At 60.3% G+C, this 14,703-nt stretch carries 17 protein-coding genes and 1 pseudogene; all 18 read right to left on the reverse strand.

Going from position 1 to position 14,703, the window contains the following annotated elements:
* Positions 1-51 precede the first annotated feature (51 nt).
* Positions 52-570 (reverse strand): lysis system i-spanin subunit Rz, encoded by a 519-nt coding sequence (locus AAEZ10_RS20420; RefSeq protein ID WP_122704976.1) that lies wholly within the window; start codon positions 568-570, stop codon positions 52-54.
* The gene (locus AAEZ10_RS20425) at positions 549-1,115 is read right to left on the reverse strand and encodes a glycoside hydrolase family 19 protein (protein WP_350570741.1); all 567 of its coding nucleotides are present in this window, start codon (positions 1,113-1,115) and stop codon (positions 549-551) included. Before AAEZ10_RS20425 ends, AAEZ10_RS20420 begins: the two co-directional genes overlap by 22 nt.
* 113 nt (positions 1,116-1,228) lie before the next feature.
* Complete coding sequence (locus tag AAEZ10_RS20430; protein WP_350570743.1) at positions 1,229-1,675, reverse strand: tail fiber assembly protein; 447 nt, start codon at positions 1,673-1,675, stop codon at positions 1,229-1,231.
* Positions 1,676-2,563 (reverse strand): gp53-like domain-containing protein, encoded by an 888-nt coding sequence (locus AAEZ10_RS20435; RefSeq protein ID WP_122704970.1) that lies wholly within the window; start codon positions 2,561-2,563, stop codon positions 1,676-1,678.
* Between the two features lie 143 nt (positions 2,564-2,706).
* A complete protein-coding gene (locus AAEZ10_RS20440; RefSeq protein WP_277419426.1) occupies positions 2,707-3,174 on the reverse strand; it encodes a tail fiber assembly protein in 468 nt (155 codons plus the stop codon).
* A 1-nt stretch (position 3,175) separates the two neighbouring features.
* Positions 3,176-4,729, reverse strand: coding sequence for a phage tail protein (locus AAEZ10_RS20445; RefSeq protein ID WP_122704968.1), 1,554 nt, complete (start codon positions 4,727-4,729; stop codon positions 3,176-3,178).
* Positions 4,730-4,741: 12 nt separating this feature from the next.
* Positions 4,742-5,341, reverse strand: coding sequence for a YmfQ family protein (locus AAEZ10_RS20450; protein WP_122704966.1), 600 nt, complete (start codon positions 5,339-5,341; stop codon positions 4,742-4,744).
* On the reverse strand, positions 5,329-6,372 hold the full coding sequence (locus tag AAEZ10_RS20455) for a baseplate J/gp47 family protein (RefSeq protein WP_122704964.1): 1,044 nt from the start codon (positions 6,370-6,372) through the stop codon (positions 5,329-5,331). The genes AAEZ10_RS20450 and AAEZ10_RS20455 overlap by 13 nt, the downstream gene beginning before the upstream one ends.
* On the reverse strand, positions 6,362-6,760 hold the full coding sequence (locus AAEZ10_RS20460; RefSeq protein ID WP_110645921.1) for a phage GP46 family protein: 399 nt from the start codon (positions 6,758-6,760) through the stop codon (positions 6,362-6,364). The genes AAEZ10_RS20455 and AAEZ10_RS20460 overlap by 11 nt, the downstream gene beginning before the upstream one ends.
* Positions 6,760-7,269, reverse strand: coding sequence for a phage baseplate assembly protein V (locus tag AAEZ10_RS20465; protein ID WP_110645920.1), 510 nt, complete (start codon positions 7,267-7,269; stop codon positions 6,760-6,762). Before AAEZ10_RS20465 ends, AAEZ10_RS20460 begins: the two co-directional genes overlap by 1 nt.
* Before the next feature lie 142 nt (positions 7,270-7,411).
* Positions 7,412-8,455: a phage baseplate assembly protein gene (locus AAEZ10_RS20470; RefSeq protein ID WP_350570747.1), complete on the reverse strand. Its 1,044-nt coding sequence runs from the start codon at positions 8,453-8,455 to the stop codon at positions 7,412-7,414.
* A gap of 4 nt (positions 8,456-8,459) precedes the next feature.
* Complete coding sequence (locus AAEZ10_RS20475) at positions 8,460-9,695, reverse strand: DNA circularization protein (protein WP_350570749.1); 1,236 nt, start codon at positions 9,693-9,695, stop codon at positions 8,460-8,462.
* Positions 9,682-11,581: pseudogene (locus tag AAEZ10_RS20480) on the reverse strand (phage tail tape measure protein). Before AAEZ10_RS20480 ends, AAEZ10_RS20475 begins: the two are co-directional and overlap by 14 nt.
* A 130-nt stretch (positions 11,582-11,711) precedes the next feature.
* A complete protein-coding gene (locus AAEZ10_RS20485; protein WP_073475981.1) occupies positions 11,712-12,008 on the reverse strand; it encodes a phage tail assembly protein in 297 nt (98 codons plus the stop codon).
* The gene (locus tag AAEZ10_RS20490; RefSeq protein ID WP_007908779.1) at positions 12,005-12,352 is read right to left on the reverse strand and encodes a phage tail tube protein; all 348 of its coding nucleotides are present in this window, start codon (positions 12,350-12,352) and stop codon (positions 12,005-12,007) included. The genes AAEZ10_RS20485 and AAEZ10_RS20490 overlap by 4 nt, the downstream gene beginning before the upstream one ends.
* A gap of 67 nt (positions 12,353-12,419) precedes the next feature.
* A complete protein-coding gene (locus AAEZ10_RS20495; RefSeq protein ID WP_122747621.1) occupies positions 12,420-13,916 on the reverse strand; it encodes a phage tail sheath subtilisin-like domain-containing protein in 1,497 nt (498 codons plus the stop codon).
* Entirely contained in the window at positions 13,916-14,098 is a 183-nt protein-coding gene (locus AAEZ10_RS20500) for a DUF2635 domain-containing protein (RefSeq protein WP_016771429.1), read from the reverse strand. The genes AAEZ10_RS20495 and AAEZ10_RS20500 overlap by 1 nt, the downstream gene beginning before the upstream one ends.
* Positions 14,095-14,679 carry a phage tail terminator protein gene (locus AAEZ10_RS20505; protein WP_350570755.1) on the reverse strand — a complete coding sequence of 195 codons (585 nt, stop codon included), beginning with the start codon at positions 14,677-14,679 and terminating at the stop codon, positions 14,095-14,097. The genes AAEZ10_RS20500 and AAEZ10_RS20505 overlap by 4 nt, the downstream gene beginning before the upstream one ends.
* Between the last annotated feature and the right edge of the window lie 24 nt (positions 14,680-14,703).

Raw genomic sequence — 14,703 nt, forward strand, 5'->3', positions numbered from 1 at the left:
TGTGGAATGCCTTCACCGTACACGAGCCGGCCATGCTTTCAATACACAGAATCATTCAAGATGTTCGGGCGCCAGCGCTCTGACATAGGCCTGACAGGCCTGCAACGCAATCAATCCACGATCGCCGGTGTCAGTGATGGCGATAATTCGTTGAGCATGCGCCGGGTCAAGTCGGGCGCGTACGGCTGCAGAATCCACGCCGCCGGTGCCGGCGGTGGCTGGCACCGCACAGCCGTGGGCAACGTCGCCGGCATCGAGAAGGACTGACAGCCGCACATCGGCAGTAGCAAGGCGATCGCGCAGACGATCCTGATCACGTTGGGCATCGCTCAGCGCTCGGTAATGGGTTTGTTCACTCGCTGCGAGCCGTTGCTCCAGCGCCAGGCGTTTGTCCTGCTCGGCCTGTTGCGCGGTGGCGGCGGTCAGCGTCAGTTGATTGAGGGTTTCGGCGTTTAACCGCGCTTGGTCGGCCAAGTGCCGCCCGTAACGCCAGTCCTGAAACTGCCACGCCGCGGCGAAAGCCCCCGCCACCAGCAACAACAGGCCAATCACCCGCCAGGAGCCGGACATAGCACCGCCCTCGCCCGTGTCCAAATTTCCAGGCGATCCTGCAAGCCATTCAACCCGCCGTTGATCCGGCGGGTGATGGTGTTGAACTGGTCCGCGTCGGCCAGTTCATTCAGGCCCTTCTGCGCCCAGAACCACGCCGCCGATTCGGCCGCCCATTGCGGTTGCTCGAGCAATTCGGGCAATGCCAACAGACGCTCATCGCCAAACAAGCCGAGACTGCACTGACGATAATTTGCCCGGCCGGTGATCTGAATCAGTCCTCGCCCGCGATACTTTTGCCCGTCGCCGTCGGCTTCCGGAGTATTGCCCAGACGCAGCGCCAGCGTGCCGGTGTCGTATTTGCTCAGGTACTGGTTGTTGCCCAGTTCGCGCACGTAACGCAATTGGCCCGACTCGTGACCGACCTGTGCCAGAAAAGCCGCGATACGTTTTGGCGTATCGATGCGATGCCTGGCCATCGCGGTGTTGAGTGGCGAAACAAAAACGCCCGCTTGGGAGCGGGCGTTGGGCATGATGTCGATAAGGTGTTTTTCAGTTAATTGCATGATGCTTGATCCTCCCTGGATGTTGTCCCGATTGAATCACGGCTGGCGGTTGATGCTTGCCAGCCATTTTTTTCCGGAGTTTTCAGGTAATGAACCGTTCGATCAAAACGGCCTCAGAGTGCAGCGGCCAACCATACGGGAGCCACTGGCCGATGCTCGCTGAACGGAAAAAATGATCCCTGCGGCCACTCACGCAAGTCACGACGATAGGCCTGCAACTGTGCGTATTGCTCGGTAGTAAGCGTGGTACCGCCGCCGTCCTCGAGTTCGTCCCGGTCACGCGCCACCAAACCGTCAGTGGCGGCCAGCTGGGCCGTACGCCAGGCGCGCTCGGCGTCAGCAGCTGCATCCGGCGAGGGTGGCGGGGGATCGACGAGAATCGGATAACCGTTAGTGGCGCTCACGCCGATCATTTTTGGCGTGACCGCCAACTGTTGCAGTAATGAGATCCAATAGCCCTGAGGAATCTCGATTACGTCATCGGGAATGTCCGTCGAGTTGATACCCGGCACATACGCGCCTTGGGTGCTGGCGCTGAATAAAACAGTGAAGGGATTCATTCAGTAGCCCTTTGCAAAATAATTCACCGACCAACCGGCGCTGACTTGACCAGCAGCATTGCGAATTCTCAGCGTGCAGCCCTTTGCGCTGTACGCTGTTACCGCAACCATCGCCGCATCGCCCCCCGTATGTGTCGCTACCAGCGAGAAATATGCCTTGGGAAAAGTCATCGCAAATGTCACGTAGACATCCCCCTCGGCGTTCGATATCCCCGTGCCCCACTGATCGATGTTGCCACTAGCGTGTTTTTGATACCCGGGATTGCTGACCATTCCGGAAAACAGCGCGGCGTATTTCAAACTGGCGGTCCCGTAAACCGTCCAGATGCCACTCTCTTTGACAAAGTTGGCGCTCTCCCCGCTGTTCATCACAATCGAGGTCAGATAGGCCCCTTGGGGGCTGATCTGCGCACCGGACTTACTCGCAACCGTGACCGGTGCGCTGTTGCGGCAGTGCAGGCCAATACTCGCGCCATCAGGTACCGAGGCCACGTCAGGCAGGGTAACGGTATAGGAAACGGTCCCGCCCATTCCGATCGAGCAGCCGACATCAGCGATCGACAGTTGCGTTGCGGCGGATACTCCCCTTGCACTTGCGTAACTGCCTAATGCACGCTGAACAAACTCAGCAGTGGCCACCGACCGACTTTTATCAAACTGGGCGGCAGTCAAAAACAGCGCCGGGCTGCGAAGTGCGCCGAGCAATTGATCGTTGGTCGTCTCTTCCGGCGTTAAACCCGCCGCCTCAACAACACTAAGAATTTCCTGCGTTACACCATTTCCCCACACCGCTGGAATCAGCGAGCCCGGCGCTCCGCTTGCAGGGTTTTCATCCACGAACCTGCCGTTGACCAGTCCGATATTGGGCACACTCTTTGGATAATCCATTTTTAGTCTCCGGCTGTATTCATTCGATGCCGAGTGCGCACACAGCCAGCCCGGTCTTTCGAACGCATCTGCATTCAGCAAAAATACTGAGCACTTGCAGATTGTTTTCGCGGCTGACGCACTCGACTCCAGCACTGAAGCATTCAATCAGGCTGCGGTGGCCAATCGATCGCGCGAGGGAAAGCGGGCTGACTTTCGACTCTGGAAAGCAGTACCCGGTACTTTCTCCAGAGATCAAGTTGCGCCTGGGTCATTGGCAACTGCGTGGATTCCTCATCTGTTGCCATGCCCAATGCCACGGAGTCCTGCAGAGTGCTGAGGTCACTCTGCAACTTTGCGATCATCGAGGAAGCCAATGCCGAGAGCGCGGAAGATTTCATGCGCATTGCATCTTTCAGTTGTTCTTCGTCGGGTTCGGCAATGTCGCCGTATTCCAGAGCAACTGCCCGTTCAAACAATTCTCGACCGTGAGTCTCCGGATCTTTCGGCGAAGCCGTAAAGGGTACTTCACCCAATGAATCTCTGGTCTCCTCGAAAGTCACCAACAGGTTCAACGAGGTATGTTCCACGTCGTTCCAGCAAGGCTGACGCGCACTCAGAATTGTCATCATTTCAATAAACCCTCAGGCATAGAACAGTGGAGTCAGGGCTGGCACCGTCGGCATTTCGGATAGCCCCCATGATTCGCCAGGTGCCGGCAGGTGCGCCGCCCCAGGCAGAGCCGTCGGTGGCCGTGAACCGGCAGTTGACACCGGCAGCAAGTGCGCCCGGCCCTGTAGCGCCTCCTCCGCCAACGACCAACAAGGCATAAGAACCGACCACCCCTGCTTCGGCGGTTGATTGCGCAGCGACCGCTTTCGCATTACCGATGCCGTCGGTCCAGATGCTGCCCAGATCAGTTGCATCGACTTGTGCCCGCAGAGACGTACTGTCAGCCGCCCAGCCGATCATTACCGTATTGTTCGACTGGAAGTTTCCTCCGCCTTGGCGAACCGGGGTAAACCCCAGACGGGGCTGCAAAAGATAAACGCCGTTATCGGAAGTACGCCGCATATAGGGCTGATTCGGATCATTACTGGCAAACCCTGCCCAGGTAATGCCGTCACTGAGCACGCGAGCACTGACTTGGCCGGTGATCTCGGCACGCGTCATGCCATCCGTGATGCCATAGCCCGCAAGTGTCGAGGCACTTTTCGCCAGCATCACGACTTCGTTGCTGTTCTTGTTTCGCATATAAGGAGAAGCGGAGCTCCCACCTGCGAAACCGGCCACCGAACACGCATCCGAAGCGATTTTGGCGTCCAGCAAGCCATTCGTCGCACTCTTGCTGTAAACGTCCGCGACATTGGCCTTGGTCCCGGGGTCAAAGTTGGCCGAACACCACAGGTTGCCAAAACTGGTAGCGTCCACCTGGATCAGGATGTTCTTGCCGTCCCAGCCAATGGACACGGTATTGCCAAGTTGCCCGGCGCCACCGCCTTGTTTCACAAATGCGCTGTTGGCAGCCACTTTCGTGTACGCATCCACTATGCCGTACCCATCAAGGGTTGTCGGATTAGAGCCGGCTGTTACTTGCCCCCGTGCATTAACCATGACCTTGCGGTATTCGCCAGATGCGACCCCGGTGTACCCCGCCAGCAATTCAAACGTCAGCGCAGTAGTGCCGACCTTGATCGGACCGGGTGTGGTCAGTTGCCAAAGACGGGACCTGTTCACCACACCTTCATCGGTCGCAATGATAAAGCTGCTGGTCACTTGATAGTCCTGCGCGGCATCCACTGCGCGCGACCATGAGCCGGCAGCCACCACGTAAACACCGTTTTGCGATGCATTGGCCTGATCTTTCACCAGCACTCGATCGGCAACGGCCAGTTGTACACCATCGATGTTCTGCAAACCGCTGAGGGCAATTGTTCCCGTGGTCGCTACCCGCACCGAGTTCTTGAAGTCATGAGCGGCAAAACTCTGGATGGCTTGCAGCAGCTGCGTTGAAACATCTTCCTCGGGCTCCATCCCCGCCGCTTTGATCACGTTCAGGATCTCTTGGGTAACAGCATTGCCCCAAGTTGCCGGGATCAAAGACCCAGGTGTTCCTGCGACCGGGTTCTCGTCCACAAACTGTCCATTCACCAGCCCGACACCGGGGGTGTTTTTCGGGTAATCCATACTTTCTAACCTCTAGTCATAATTGATGTGCACACGGGTATGCGCAGGTGCACTGCGATGGATAAGGCATTCCAGGGCGCTACCGGGATTTACGCCAAAGCGCTCGCCCCAATAACTGGCGCCGAAACGCCGGCCGATGAATTGCCGACCACCGGTATTGAGCGTCCACATGAACTGCGCCTGCCAACTGCCAAAGTGCCCCTTACCGAAACGTGAGCGCCCCATTCGTGGTGCTCTCAACTCAGTCACGGTGGCGTTGGGATAGCCTTGAGTTCTGGCGATTTCGACGAAGTAGCCTATGGTCTGGCTGCCGACTGCGAGCAGGCGTCGGCGCACCGCCAGACGACGGTCGTCGAACAAAGGCTTCTGTCCAAGGCAGGGATCAGGCAAATTCATGACCCGCTCCCAATCGGGTACCAGCTCGCTGACGCCGGCAGGATCCATTTCGTTTTGCAGATCAACGGCGCGGGCGTCCAGACGCGACAGCTCTTGGGAAATACTCACGAGCACTGCGTCCAGTTCAGGTACTCGCTCCGGGTCCCAGGCCGGACCACTGGGCAGCAAATTGCGTAACTGGGCCTGATATTGCACCGCAGTTCTTATGCCTCCCATATGCACCCCCCGAAGGTCAGCAACTGGTTCTCGGTCGGCACGACATTGCCAACGGGCGCAATCAGTTGGTGGTCATACTCACCGGTGGCGCTGCTGATCGCTTCGCGAATATGACTTTGCAGCAAGGTGTCGCCCAGACCGGCCTCGCGGTTGTGCAAATCGTGCAGTTGCGCTTGCACCGCGGCCCGCACGGCGCTGGTATCGGGACTCAAGCGTATTTTATAGGTGACCGGGACCTGCTCCGGAGCCAGCACATGGACTTCGGCGGTCACCGGACGCAGCGGTTCGATATAGGCCTGAACCTCGGCTAATTGCTCAGCCCCGGGAATCGGCTGCGTATCGTCATCGCGCATGATGAACAGGCTGACAATGCCCATGCCGCCTTCGCCGCCCCGGCACCACGCCCGCGTCACACCCGGCACTTCCAGCGCCCAGGTTTCGTAGTCGCTGGCCGCGCCACCATGGGGAATCACGCGGTAGGAACGGATGACCCGCGAGCGCAGCGATTCGAGGCTTTCCGGCGCCACACCGCCGCTGAGGCCCGGCGCCAGCACCACGAAGCTGTTGCCGACAATCCCGGCAATCGGTTGCACCGGGGTCAGCGTCAAACCCGCATCAGCGTTGCCCAGACTGCCGGCCTCCAACGCGGCAATTGTGGTGTTGTTGCTGCCATTGACCGTGGTGCGCGCGGTGGTGACTTTGTAGGTGCGGCCATCGTTCGCTTGCAGCAGCGTGTCGACGTCGAGCACGGCGCCAGCAGTTGCAGTAAAACTGACGCTGCCGGTAGCCACCTGCGCAGCTTTACGCGGTTGGTTCAGGCGCAGCGCGGCGATGCGTTCCAGAGTCGACTCGTCAGCCTTGTCGGGCAGGATCTGCTCGGCAATCCAGTCGAGATAACCGTACAGACCATAAGCGGCGCCGCCGAGGGTGCGGGCGAGCACTTGCGCATCGGACTGGCGCAGCGAATCGCCGGCCAGGTCGCTTTGGGTGCGCTTGATCAGCACCGGCAGCGAAGGGGTTTCAAACGGCATAGATCACCTGCCAACTGTTATCGGGGTTGATGTCCAGACGCTCACCGTCGGCCAGGGTCAGGACCGTGCGCAGTTTCAGGCGCTGGGCGTCGAGGCGTTCGCTGATGATGTCGATGGCGCTGCAGTGGCCGTCGTCGAGCAGCCATTGCAGGGCTTCGCGGGCATAAAATTCGGCGTCCATTTGCGTCTGCCGCGTCAGCTTGACCCGGCGCAGCAGCCACAGCCGCGAGCCGATGCGATCGTCGGCAACCGTGGGGAAACTGTCGCCCCACCAGCCGAAGCGCTCTTCGTCATCGAGGGCGTCGTCATCAGCGGCGCGACGCCAGGTGAACAGACTGATGAGCACGGCGCGGGTCAGCGCGGCGTGGAGGTTCTGGCTGATGAACATCACTGGCCTCCTGCCGGCGCGCCGGTCTGACCGTTGCCGGCCTGCACGCCAACATGCACGTGTTTGATCTGGCTGATGCCGCCAGCCAGTTGATCACCGGTGGAAACGATCTTGCCGGTCTGGTTTATCACCGGCGTGTCGAAGTTCACCGCGCTGCTGGCGCGGATGTTCAGCGTGGCGGTTTCGATGTCGATGATCCGCCCGCGCTTGAAATGAATTTTGTCGCCCTCGTCGGTGTAGATCGCCACTTCACCGGCAGCGAGCGCTTGCAGGCGATAGCGACGGTCGGCGATGACCAGGGCGATGGCGTGGGAACGGTCGCCGCCGATGAAGGTGACGACCCCTTCGGCTCCCGCCAGCGGATGGCTGGTGAAACCGTAGGGTTCGAAGTGTTCGAGGTCGTCGTTGATTTCACCGGCGGTGAGGCGCATTTGCAGCGATTGCAGTTTCGAAGCCGAATTGGCGAGCACGACAGTGCCGCGCGCCAGCAGGCGTGTCAGTAGGCTCATGGGGTGTCCTTGAAAAGAGTCGCCCGAATGGGATCAGTGTGGGAGCGAGCCTGCTCGCGAACGCGGCGGGTCAGGCGCTGTGATGTTGAGGCTGGCGACGCTTTCGCGAGCAGGCTCGCTCCCACAGGGTTCGGGGTCAGGCTCAGGTTTTTTTCGGGGGAGTCGGATCAGGATCAAAGGTATGCGGCGGGGCAACTTGCAGCGTGGTCACCGATCCCTGCGCCGACAGCGAATAAGTGACCTTGGAAATCAGCATGTCACCATCGAAATCGAGCACCGGATCCTTGACCTTCACCAGCGTGTTGTGGCGCCACAAATCGCCATTGCTCTGCCGCCAGCCCTGCACCTGATAGGTGGTGGTCTGTGCGCGGCCCATGCGGGTCGCGCTTTCCCATTGGGCACGCTGCTGCGCCAACTCAAAGGTCAGTTGCGTGCCTTCATTGATCACCGTGGTGCGCCGCCGTTTGAAACTCAGATCGGCCGCGGTCGACTCGACTTCGCTGACCGCCGCGCCGCTCTTCGCATCCGAGCCTTTTTGCTGGCCGATCACCCGGTACTCGGAGAACACCTGGCTGAAATCCATTGGCGCATTGGCCGACAGGATATTCTTGCCCAGCTCCAGCGCATCGCTGGCGCGGCCACCGCTGCCGGGTTTGGCCAACACCAACTGGCCCAGCTCGTTGTCGGTGGAAAACACCCGCAGCAGCGAGAGCAATCGGTCGATCGACTGGAATGCCGTTTCACCCGGCACGATGGTGTGTTTGGTCAGGCGTGTGGTTTCGCTGATCTCGTTGACCAATGACAGCCCATATTCGCTCGCCAGATCGCGGACGATAGTCAGCAAGGGTTGTTGCTGCCATTGGCTGGGCAGGTTGCGAGCGGCGCAATCGACCAGATCCTGGGTCTTGGAACTGCCTTCGATGGTCAGGCTGATCTGCCGCCCGTCATAGCGGGTCGGTGCTTTGAACACGTAACCGGTGAGCACCAGGTCCTTGCCGATTTTTACCTCGCAGGGGTCGCCGGGTTTGATCCTTTGGTCTACGGCCTGCCCTGGCCATTGCCAGGTGATGTCGAGTTTGAAAGTGCGGAACTGACGCTCCAGATCAGCGGTGATTTCGACGCTTTTCCAGCCGCCGTATTCCATATTGTTGACCGTCAGCGTGACGTGATTGTCCATCTCGTTCATGGCGTCACTCCCGCGAGACTTTCACATCGTTGGGCGAGAAACCGGGATGGGTAATCGCATTACGCTGAGTCACTTCTTCGACCCGCGTGGCGTCGCCAAACTGTTTGTAGGCCACGACCACTGCCGGAAAGCTTTCCTGAAACGATTTGCTGACTTGACGCACGCCGGAGGACGCCACCGCTTTGAGATGAGCCACGAGCGCTTCCTTTACATCGTTGATGGCCTGGAAGTGCGCAGGTCCGGCTTTCGCCAGCATCGGGTCGATCGCTGCAGTCACCGCTGTGCGCAGCGCTTGCATGTCATCGCTGACGGGAACTTCCTGACGACTCACCGGCGACGTCGACTGTTGAGCCACCGACGGTGTCGACGCCAGCTTCACCGGCGTGGTCGCCACCGGCATCGACGCCACCCACTGCGCCACTTTGACCAGCAGCGTGTCCTGCACCAGATCCGCCATCGCCTGCGCGGCGGCATTGGTGTCCTTGCCCGTGGTGATCTTCGGCGCATCGGCTTTGCGAATCGCTTCGAGTTGCTGCGACACGTCAGCAATCACGCCACGGTAGCCTTCCTTGGCGAACGCTTTCAGCTCCTTGATATCACCGAGCAAACCCTTGAATTCCGCCGCCACTTCCATGGGCAGTTCCTTTACGGCGTTGACCAGCTCAGTGATCTGCCGGTACTGCTCGATCAAAGGTTTCAGTTGCTCCTTGATCACGTCATAGACGCCGGTGAGGCTGTTGCGCAGGTTGGTGATGCCGATCCGCGCAGCCTTGATCAAAGTCATCGCCTGTTCGAAACGCGCCACCGCCGAACCCAGCAGTCCGTCGGCCTTGGCCAGCAGCACTTTCTGCGTGCTGACCGTGGCTGTCGGAAACGGCAGGGGTTGGTCGGGATAGAACTTCAAGGCGAACGTCACCAACCCACCGTCCTGGCGAGTGTGGGTCATGTCGCACTCGCCGACCTTGACTTGCAGGCGTCCGAGCCACGGATGCACCAGCTCACCACGGCCCTGCTCCAGCGCCTTGAGCAACTTGTCGCGCTGCTCCAGACAATCAGGGCCGATGATGAACGCGGTCAGATCGTGGGTCTTGGCCTGTTGGCCGAGGTCCTCGAAAAACGGCAGGTCGCGTTGCGGGTATTCATGCAACTGCCCTTTGCGACCGACCGGGGTTTTCGCCTGGTCGATCCAGAAACCGACACCGCGAAAGGATGCCGGCAATAAACGGTCACGCCAGTTCATTGGGAACCTCCCATCGACAGCGAGCGATAGCCGATGCGTGAAGACACGGCCAGGCCAGGTTGATTGGTTTGCGGTTGTTCGGTGCGCAGGCCCGCCGGCGCATTTTCGAAGCGCACGGTCAGACCGCCTTCGAGTTGCGTACGGTTGTTGGCGGCACTTTGCTGGATCAGCGCGCTGGAGGTTTGTGGCAACGAGCCGCTTTGCAGTGTGCCGTTGCCGACAGCTCCCGGGCTGGCAGCGAAGAACGCCGGCGCCAGCTCACCCTTGCCTTCGGCATTGGTCTCGCGTTGCGCTTGGGTCAGCGTTTCAACCTTGCCGGTGACCTTGGCGATCAGTCCGGCGAAGCCACCGTCGAACAACTCCTTGATCGGCGCAATGAGGGTTTGCAGCTTTTGCCACAACTCGCCGAACCACTCGGTGATCGGCCCCCAACTCTCGATGATCTGATCCAGAGGCTTCCATTCGAACAGGCTGTGCAGAAAGTCCGCGACCGGCGCGGACAGCGCCAACACAACGCCACAGATCGCCGAAAAGACTTCACCGACTGGCTGCCAATATTGGGCAATCTGCTCCAGCGGCGACCACTCGAACAGGCTGGTGAAAAAGCCTCTGACCCGCTGCACAGACGTTTGCAGCGCCATCCAGATCGGTTCGAAAAACCCGACAACCCCACCCCAGGCGCTGGTGAGCATTTGCATCGGGAAAAAATCGAACAGTGCCCGCAAAGTATCCCGGGTGCTTTGCACAGCCGATTGCAGCATCGTCAATATCGGCTGGAAATACGCAACAACGCCTCCCCAGGCGCTGGTGATCATCTGCATTGGCGAGAAGTCGAACAGCGACACGAGGAATTCTTTAGCCGGTAGCGCGACTTCTAGCAGGCCGCTGAACATCGGTTCGAAGAACCTCACGACACCACCCCACGCATCGGTAATCATCTGCATCGGCGAGAAATCGAACAGGTTTCTGAGAAACGCCATCACCGGCACACTCAAGGCCTCGAGCAATTCCCAGATCGCCGAGAACAAACCGGTCAGCGCCCCCCAGTTTTCGATGATCATCCCCGCAGGCGACCACGCGAAAACCGACTTGAAGAAGTCGATCACTGGCGCCGTCACGACCGTGACCTTGTCCCAGATGGCCGAGAAAAATCCCGTGACCGGTTCCCACAGCGCAGCCAGTGCCGCCAGCGGTCGCCAGTCTAGTACCGAGCGCAACGTCGCCATCGCACTCGCACCGATGTTTTTCACGCCTTCCCACATCCCTGTGAAAAACGCGCTGATCGGTGTCCAGTTGGCCACGATCAAACCGGCCGCCACGGCAATGCCCATGGCGATCAGCATGATCGGGTTGGTCTTGAGCACGATGCTCATGACGTCCATCACCTGCGTCATACCGGTGACCGCGGTTTGCATAGCGGAGAAGGCAATTGCCCCCGCCGCCAGGCCTTCAACCAGTTTCGGGTTGTCGGCGAGCAAGCTGCCGACCTGCGTCAGCATCGGCTCCAGTCCGACCACCAAAGCCCCCACCGCCGGCACCAGGGCAGCGTCCACCGCCGCCGAAACCTTCTGCATCGACGCACTGAACACGTTCATGTTCCGCGTGGCAGCAATCGGCGCGGCGGGCAGATCGACGGTTTTCGCCGTGTCGCTGACTTCGCTCAATTTGCCCTGGAACGCTGCGGCCGATTTGATGCCGTCTACAAACGGCGTGATCACGCTGCCGCCGTTGAACAGACCACTGATGTCCAGTTTGCCGAGGCCGGTCTGCTCGAGATTGTTTTTAAAACTCTCAACCTTCATGCGCAGGGCGCCCAGTTTGGGCGAGAGTTCATCGATGCCGGTGATCAGCACCGGTTTCGGGGTTTTCTTCTCTTCGTCTGCCATCACTGCACCTGCTGCATCGCATTGATCCGTTGCGCGTGCTCCAGCGATTCGCGGAGCACATCCAGTGGCCTGGCCATCATCTGTTCGGGGTCAACCTTCCAGAACCAGGCCAGGTCATAGGCGACGGCGATCAGGTCGGTGATGGCGCCGACGCCGCACTCATGAAAAAACTCGCGACGGCCCAGCTCAGCGCATTGAGGTCAGCCAGATCGAGCTGGTTGACCGACGACGGCGGGATGCCGGCGCACACGGCGATGTATTTGGCCGCCACGTCCATGTCGAGGCTGACTTCTTCGCTCTTGTCGATCTTGTACGGCAGCGCCTTGATCGCTCGCACTTCCTGCACCGTCGGACGACGCAGAACGAGTTCGGTCAGAGGCTCGCCGTGGGCTTCGATTGCTACTTGAAGCTTCACGGCGCTGCTCATTGCCAGGTCCCCTTGATGCCTTCGAATTTCAGTTCGATGGTGGCGTCGTCGCCCTTGGAGACTGGCTCCTCGACCAGATAGGCGCCGGCCAGCACGTAGACTTTGCCGTTGCTGAATTCGCAGGTGACGGTGATATCGGTGCCTTCGATCAGCTTCTTCAGCGGGAAGTCGGCGGTGTGCAGCGCGGTCACTTTGAACGACGGTGCGATGTCGGTTTCCTTGTAGAAACCGGGCACGACGGTTTCACGTTTGACGGCCATCAGCGGGGCTTCGCAGCCGCCATTGATGGTCAGTTGTGCGCCGTCGACCTTGACGTAGCAGGTGCCTGCAATCAGTTGACCCATGGTGTTTCTCCCTTCAAATAAAAAGCCCACGCGAGGTGGGCTGCATGCTTAGCGCCGACTGCGCGGATCAGGCCGCGTCGTCGTACTGCAGACGGAACTGGTTGAGCAGTGCGAACACGCGCAGACCGTTGATGTAATCCGGCGGGAACAGCACGTTCACGCGGCTCGGGTCCTGCACGTCGCGCTCGACGATCAGGTGTTCGGCGAACAGTTCGGCGTTCTCCACATGGCCTTCGAGTTCGAGCTTGGCGTACTGCGCGATCAGCTCGCCGCGAATGGTCGCCGGGGTGACGATAGGCTGGCCGGCGCCGAAACGGGTGCCGTCGGAGGCCAGTTTGTGGCGGCCGTATTTGCTGGTGATCACGCTTTGCAGACGACGCACGATGAACGCCGACTGGTGCATGGTTTCGCTGTCCAGATAGGAGTTGTCGGCCTGGCCGTAGGCGTTCTTCTGGTAGGTGGTGATCGAGCGCTGGATGCGCACGTAACCGCCTTCGTAGTAAGCAGTGGCGATGCCGTAGTTGAGCAGCGACTGACGCTCGGTCAGGGTGAAGCGCTCGCTGGCCGGCGCCGGGTCAACGCCCGGCAGGCTGCCGCTTTGCGTCGGACGGCTGGCGTCGGCGGAGATGAACACCGCCGTGCGCGCAGCCAGCGCGGCGGCCTGCACCCAGAACGGTTGCGGTACGCCCGGCTCCAGCGCCTGAATGGTCATGTGCTGATCGTTGCGCGCCTGGCCTGCGGCGACCAGCGTACCGACCGTGCCGCGTTTGGCGCTGTAGACGTGACCGAACAGTTGCTTGGCCCACGACCAGCGACCGGTGCTGTCATCCATGACCGCTTGCCAGGTGTTGAGGGTGGCCAGATCGGACCACGGCAAGGCGATGAATTCGAAAGGCTCATCGCCCAGTGCTGCGACGGCGGCGATCTGATCTGGCACGCCAGCGCCGCCGATCATGGCGCTGATTGCGCTGGTCAGGCCAGCCGGGGTTTCTTCGCCGTTGCTCTTGCCCAGGCGATTGAATTGCAGGCTGATGTCGTTGCCGCTGTCGCCGGTCCATTTGGCGTTCAGGGTGACCACACCTTCCGCAGCGGCAGCGCTGACTGGCAGGTCGGCAGTGGCGTTGATTTTCTGCGCCAGTGCGGTGGCCGCTTGCGCGGCGGTGGCGCCATTGACCACGGTGGCCTGCACGCGCACGCCGCCGACGTATAGATTGAGCATGCCCGCCTGAGTTGCGGTGCCGGTCAGGGTCAACACGCCTTTGGCGATGGCGCCTTCGGTGTTGTGCAGCGGCAGGCACCAGATCTCGCCGATCGGGTCGGCCTTGCGGAAGGTCTCGTACATCGAGGCGAGCATCGAGCCTTGGCCGCCGATGCTTTTCGCCAGCGCCACGCTGGAAACCAGCACCAGCTTGCCGACTTCAGTCGGGGCAATATTGTCGTTGACCTGGGCGACGATCAAACGGCGCATGGCCGAAGTCGCGCTGTTGGCGGCCGAGTTGTCCATTTCGGCATAGAACAGCGGCACACGAATGTCCGCCGGGATGTTGCTGAATCCGATCGCCATTATTTGGCTCCCTGTGGTTTAGCCGCTTTTGCGGTTTTGAGTGTGATATCGCCGTCGGCCAGACGCCGGCGCCACCAGGCGCTGTCCAGCACGTCACGGCCGGCAGCCGGCAACAGGTCGCCCGCCTCCGGGTCAGGTACGACACGGCCAGCGGCCGGCACTACGGTGATGCGGTTGCTCATGGGGTTACGTCTCCAGAGAAAGTCATTTCCACCCGGCCATCCGGACCCGGGCGTTGCAGATTGGGGTCGGCCGGATCGATCGCATCGACCCGCACCGTCATCCCGGTAAAGGACGACAAAGCGTCCAGTTCGCGCTCGTGCCAACTCTCCGCAGGCTGACTTGGCAGATTGCGGCCGAGCTGGAACTCGGCATAAAAACGCAGCCGATAGAAGGCGCTGCTGCTGTTGATCGAGACCAGCTCGCCGCCGTCGTAGAAGATGGCGCTGTAGTTGGCATCGGGCTTGAACCCCACCAGCGCGCGCCACAGTTCGGCCCGCAGGTCGTGCAACCGATCCAGCGCTTTTGTAGCGTCGGTGGAGTCAAGCACCAGGACGATTTCGAAGCGGTCGCGGATCGGTTGGGTGGTGAGGTTTTGTGCATTGCCAGGACTGGCCAGATCGGCCAGCGGCAGTACGTGAGCTGAGGGTGTCGGTAGATCGGTGTTGCTTTGCAGCAACGCCAGATCGACACCCACCGAAATATGATTGGCAAGCCCAGGGCATTGCCCACGCAGTTGCGTGAGGATCGGGGTGATCTTCATGGGGTGTTCCAGAGTTGAGTCAAA

Source organism: Pseudomonas sp. H26/SER47-MNA-CIBAN-0231 (assembly GCF_040310465.1).
GTDB classification, from domain to species: Bacteria; Pseudomonadota; Gammaproteobacteria; order Pseudomonadales; family Pseudomonadaceae; genus Aquipseudomonas; species Aquipseudomonas atacamensis.

Bases quoted from the DNA above. Each gene is read 5' to 3' on its own strand.
- AAEZ10_RS20420 (WP_122704976.1), bottom strand. From the start codon at position 570: ATGTCCGGCTCCTGGCGGGTGATTGGCCTGTTGTTGCTGGTGGCGGGG.
- AAEZ10_RS20425 (WP_350570741.1), bottom strand. From the start codon at position 1,115: ATGCAATTAACTGAAAAACACCTTATCGACATCATGCCCAACGCCCGC.
- AAEZ10_RS20430 (WP_350570743.1), bottom strand. From the start codon at position 1,675: ATGAATCCCTTCACTGTTTTATTCAGCGCCAGCACCCAAGGCGCGTAT.
- AAEZ10_RS20435 (WP_122704970.1), bottom strand. From the start codon at position 2,563: ATGGATTATCCAAAGAGTGTGCCCAATATCGGACTGGTCAACGGCAGG.
- AAEZ10_RS20440 (WP_277419426.1), bottom strand. From the start codon at position 3,174: ATGATGACAATTCTGAGTGCGCGTCAGCCTTGCTGGAACGACGTGGAA.
- AAEZ10_RS20445 (WP_122704968.1), bottom strand. From the start codon at position 4,729: ATGGATTACCCGAAAAACACCCCCGGTGTCGGGCTGGTGAATGGACAG.
- AAEZ10_RS20450 (WP_122704966.1), bottom strand. From the start codon at position 5,341: ATGGGAGGCATAAGAACTGCGGTGCAATATCAGGCCCAGTTACGCAAT.
- AAEZ10_RS20455 (WP_122704964.1), bottom strand. From the start codon at position 6,372: ATGCCGTTTGAAACCCCTTCGCTGCCGGTGCTGATCAAGCGCACCCAA.
- AAEZ10_RS20460 (WP_110645921.1), bottom strand. From the start codon at position 6,760: ATGTTCATCAGCCAGAACCTCCACGCCGCGCTGACCCGCGCCGTGCTC.
- AAEZ10_RS20465 (WP_110645920.1), bottom strand. From the start codon at position 7,269: ATGAGCCTACTGACACGCCTGCTGGCGCGCGGCACTGTCGTGCTCGCC.
- AAEZ10_RS20470 (WP_350570747.1), bottom strand. From the start codon at position 8,455: ATGAACGAGATGGACAATCACGTCACGCTGACGGTCAACAATATGGAA.
- AAEZ10_RS20475 (WP_350570749.1), bottom strand. From the start codon at position 9,695: ATGAACTGGCGTGACCGTTTATTGCCGGCATCCTTTCGCGGTGTCGGT.
- AAEZ10_RS20485 (WP_073475981.1), bottom strand. From the start codon at position 12,008: ATGAGCAGCGCCGTGAAGCTTCAAGTAGCAATCGAAGCCCACGGCGAG.
- AAEZ10_RS20490 (WP_007908779.1), bottom strand. From the start codon at position 12,352: ATGGGTCAACTGATTGCAGGCACCTGCTACGTCAAGGTCGACGGCGCA.
- AAEZ10_RS20495 (WP_122747621.1), bottom strand. From the start codon at position 13,916: ATGGCGATCGGATTCAGCAACATCCCGGCGGACATTCGTGTGCCGCTG.
- AAEZ10_RS20500 (WP_016771429.1), bottom strand. From the start codon at position 14,098: ATGAGCAACCGCATCACCGTAGTGCCGGCCGCTGGCCGTGTCGTACCT.
- AAEZ10_RS20505 (WP_350570755.1), bottom strand. From the start codon at position 14,679: ATGAAGATCACCCCGATCCTCACGCAACTGCGTGGGCAATGCCCTGGG.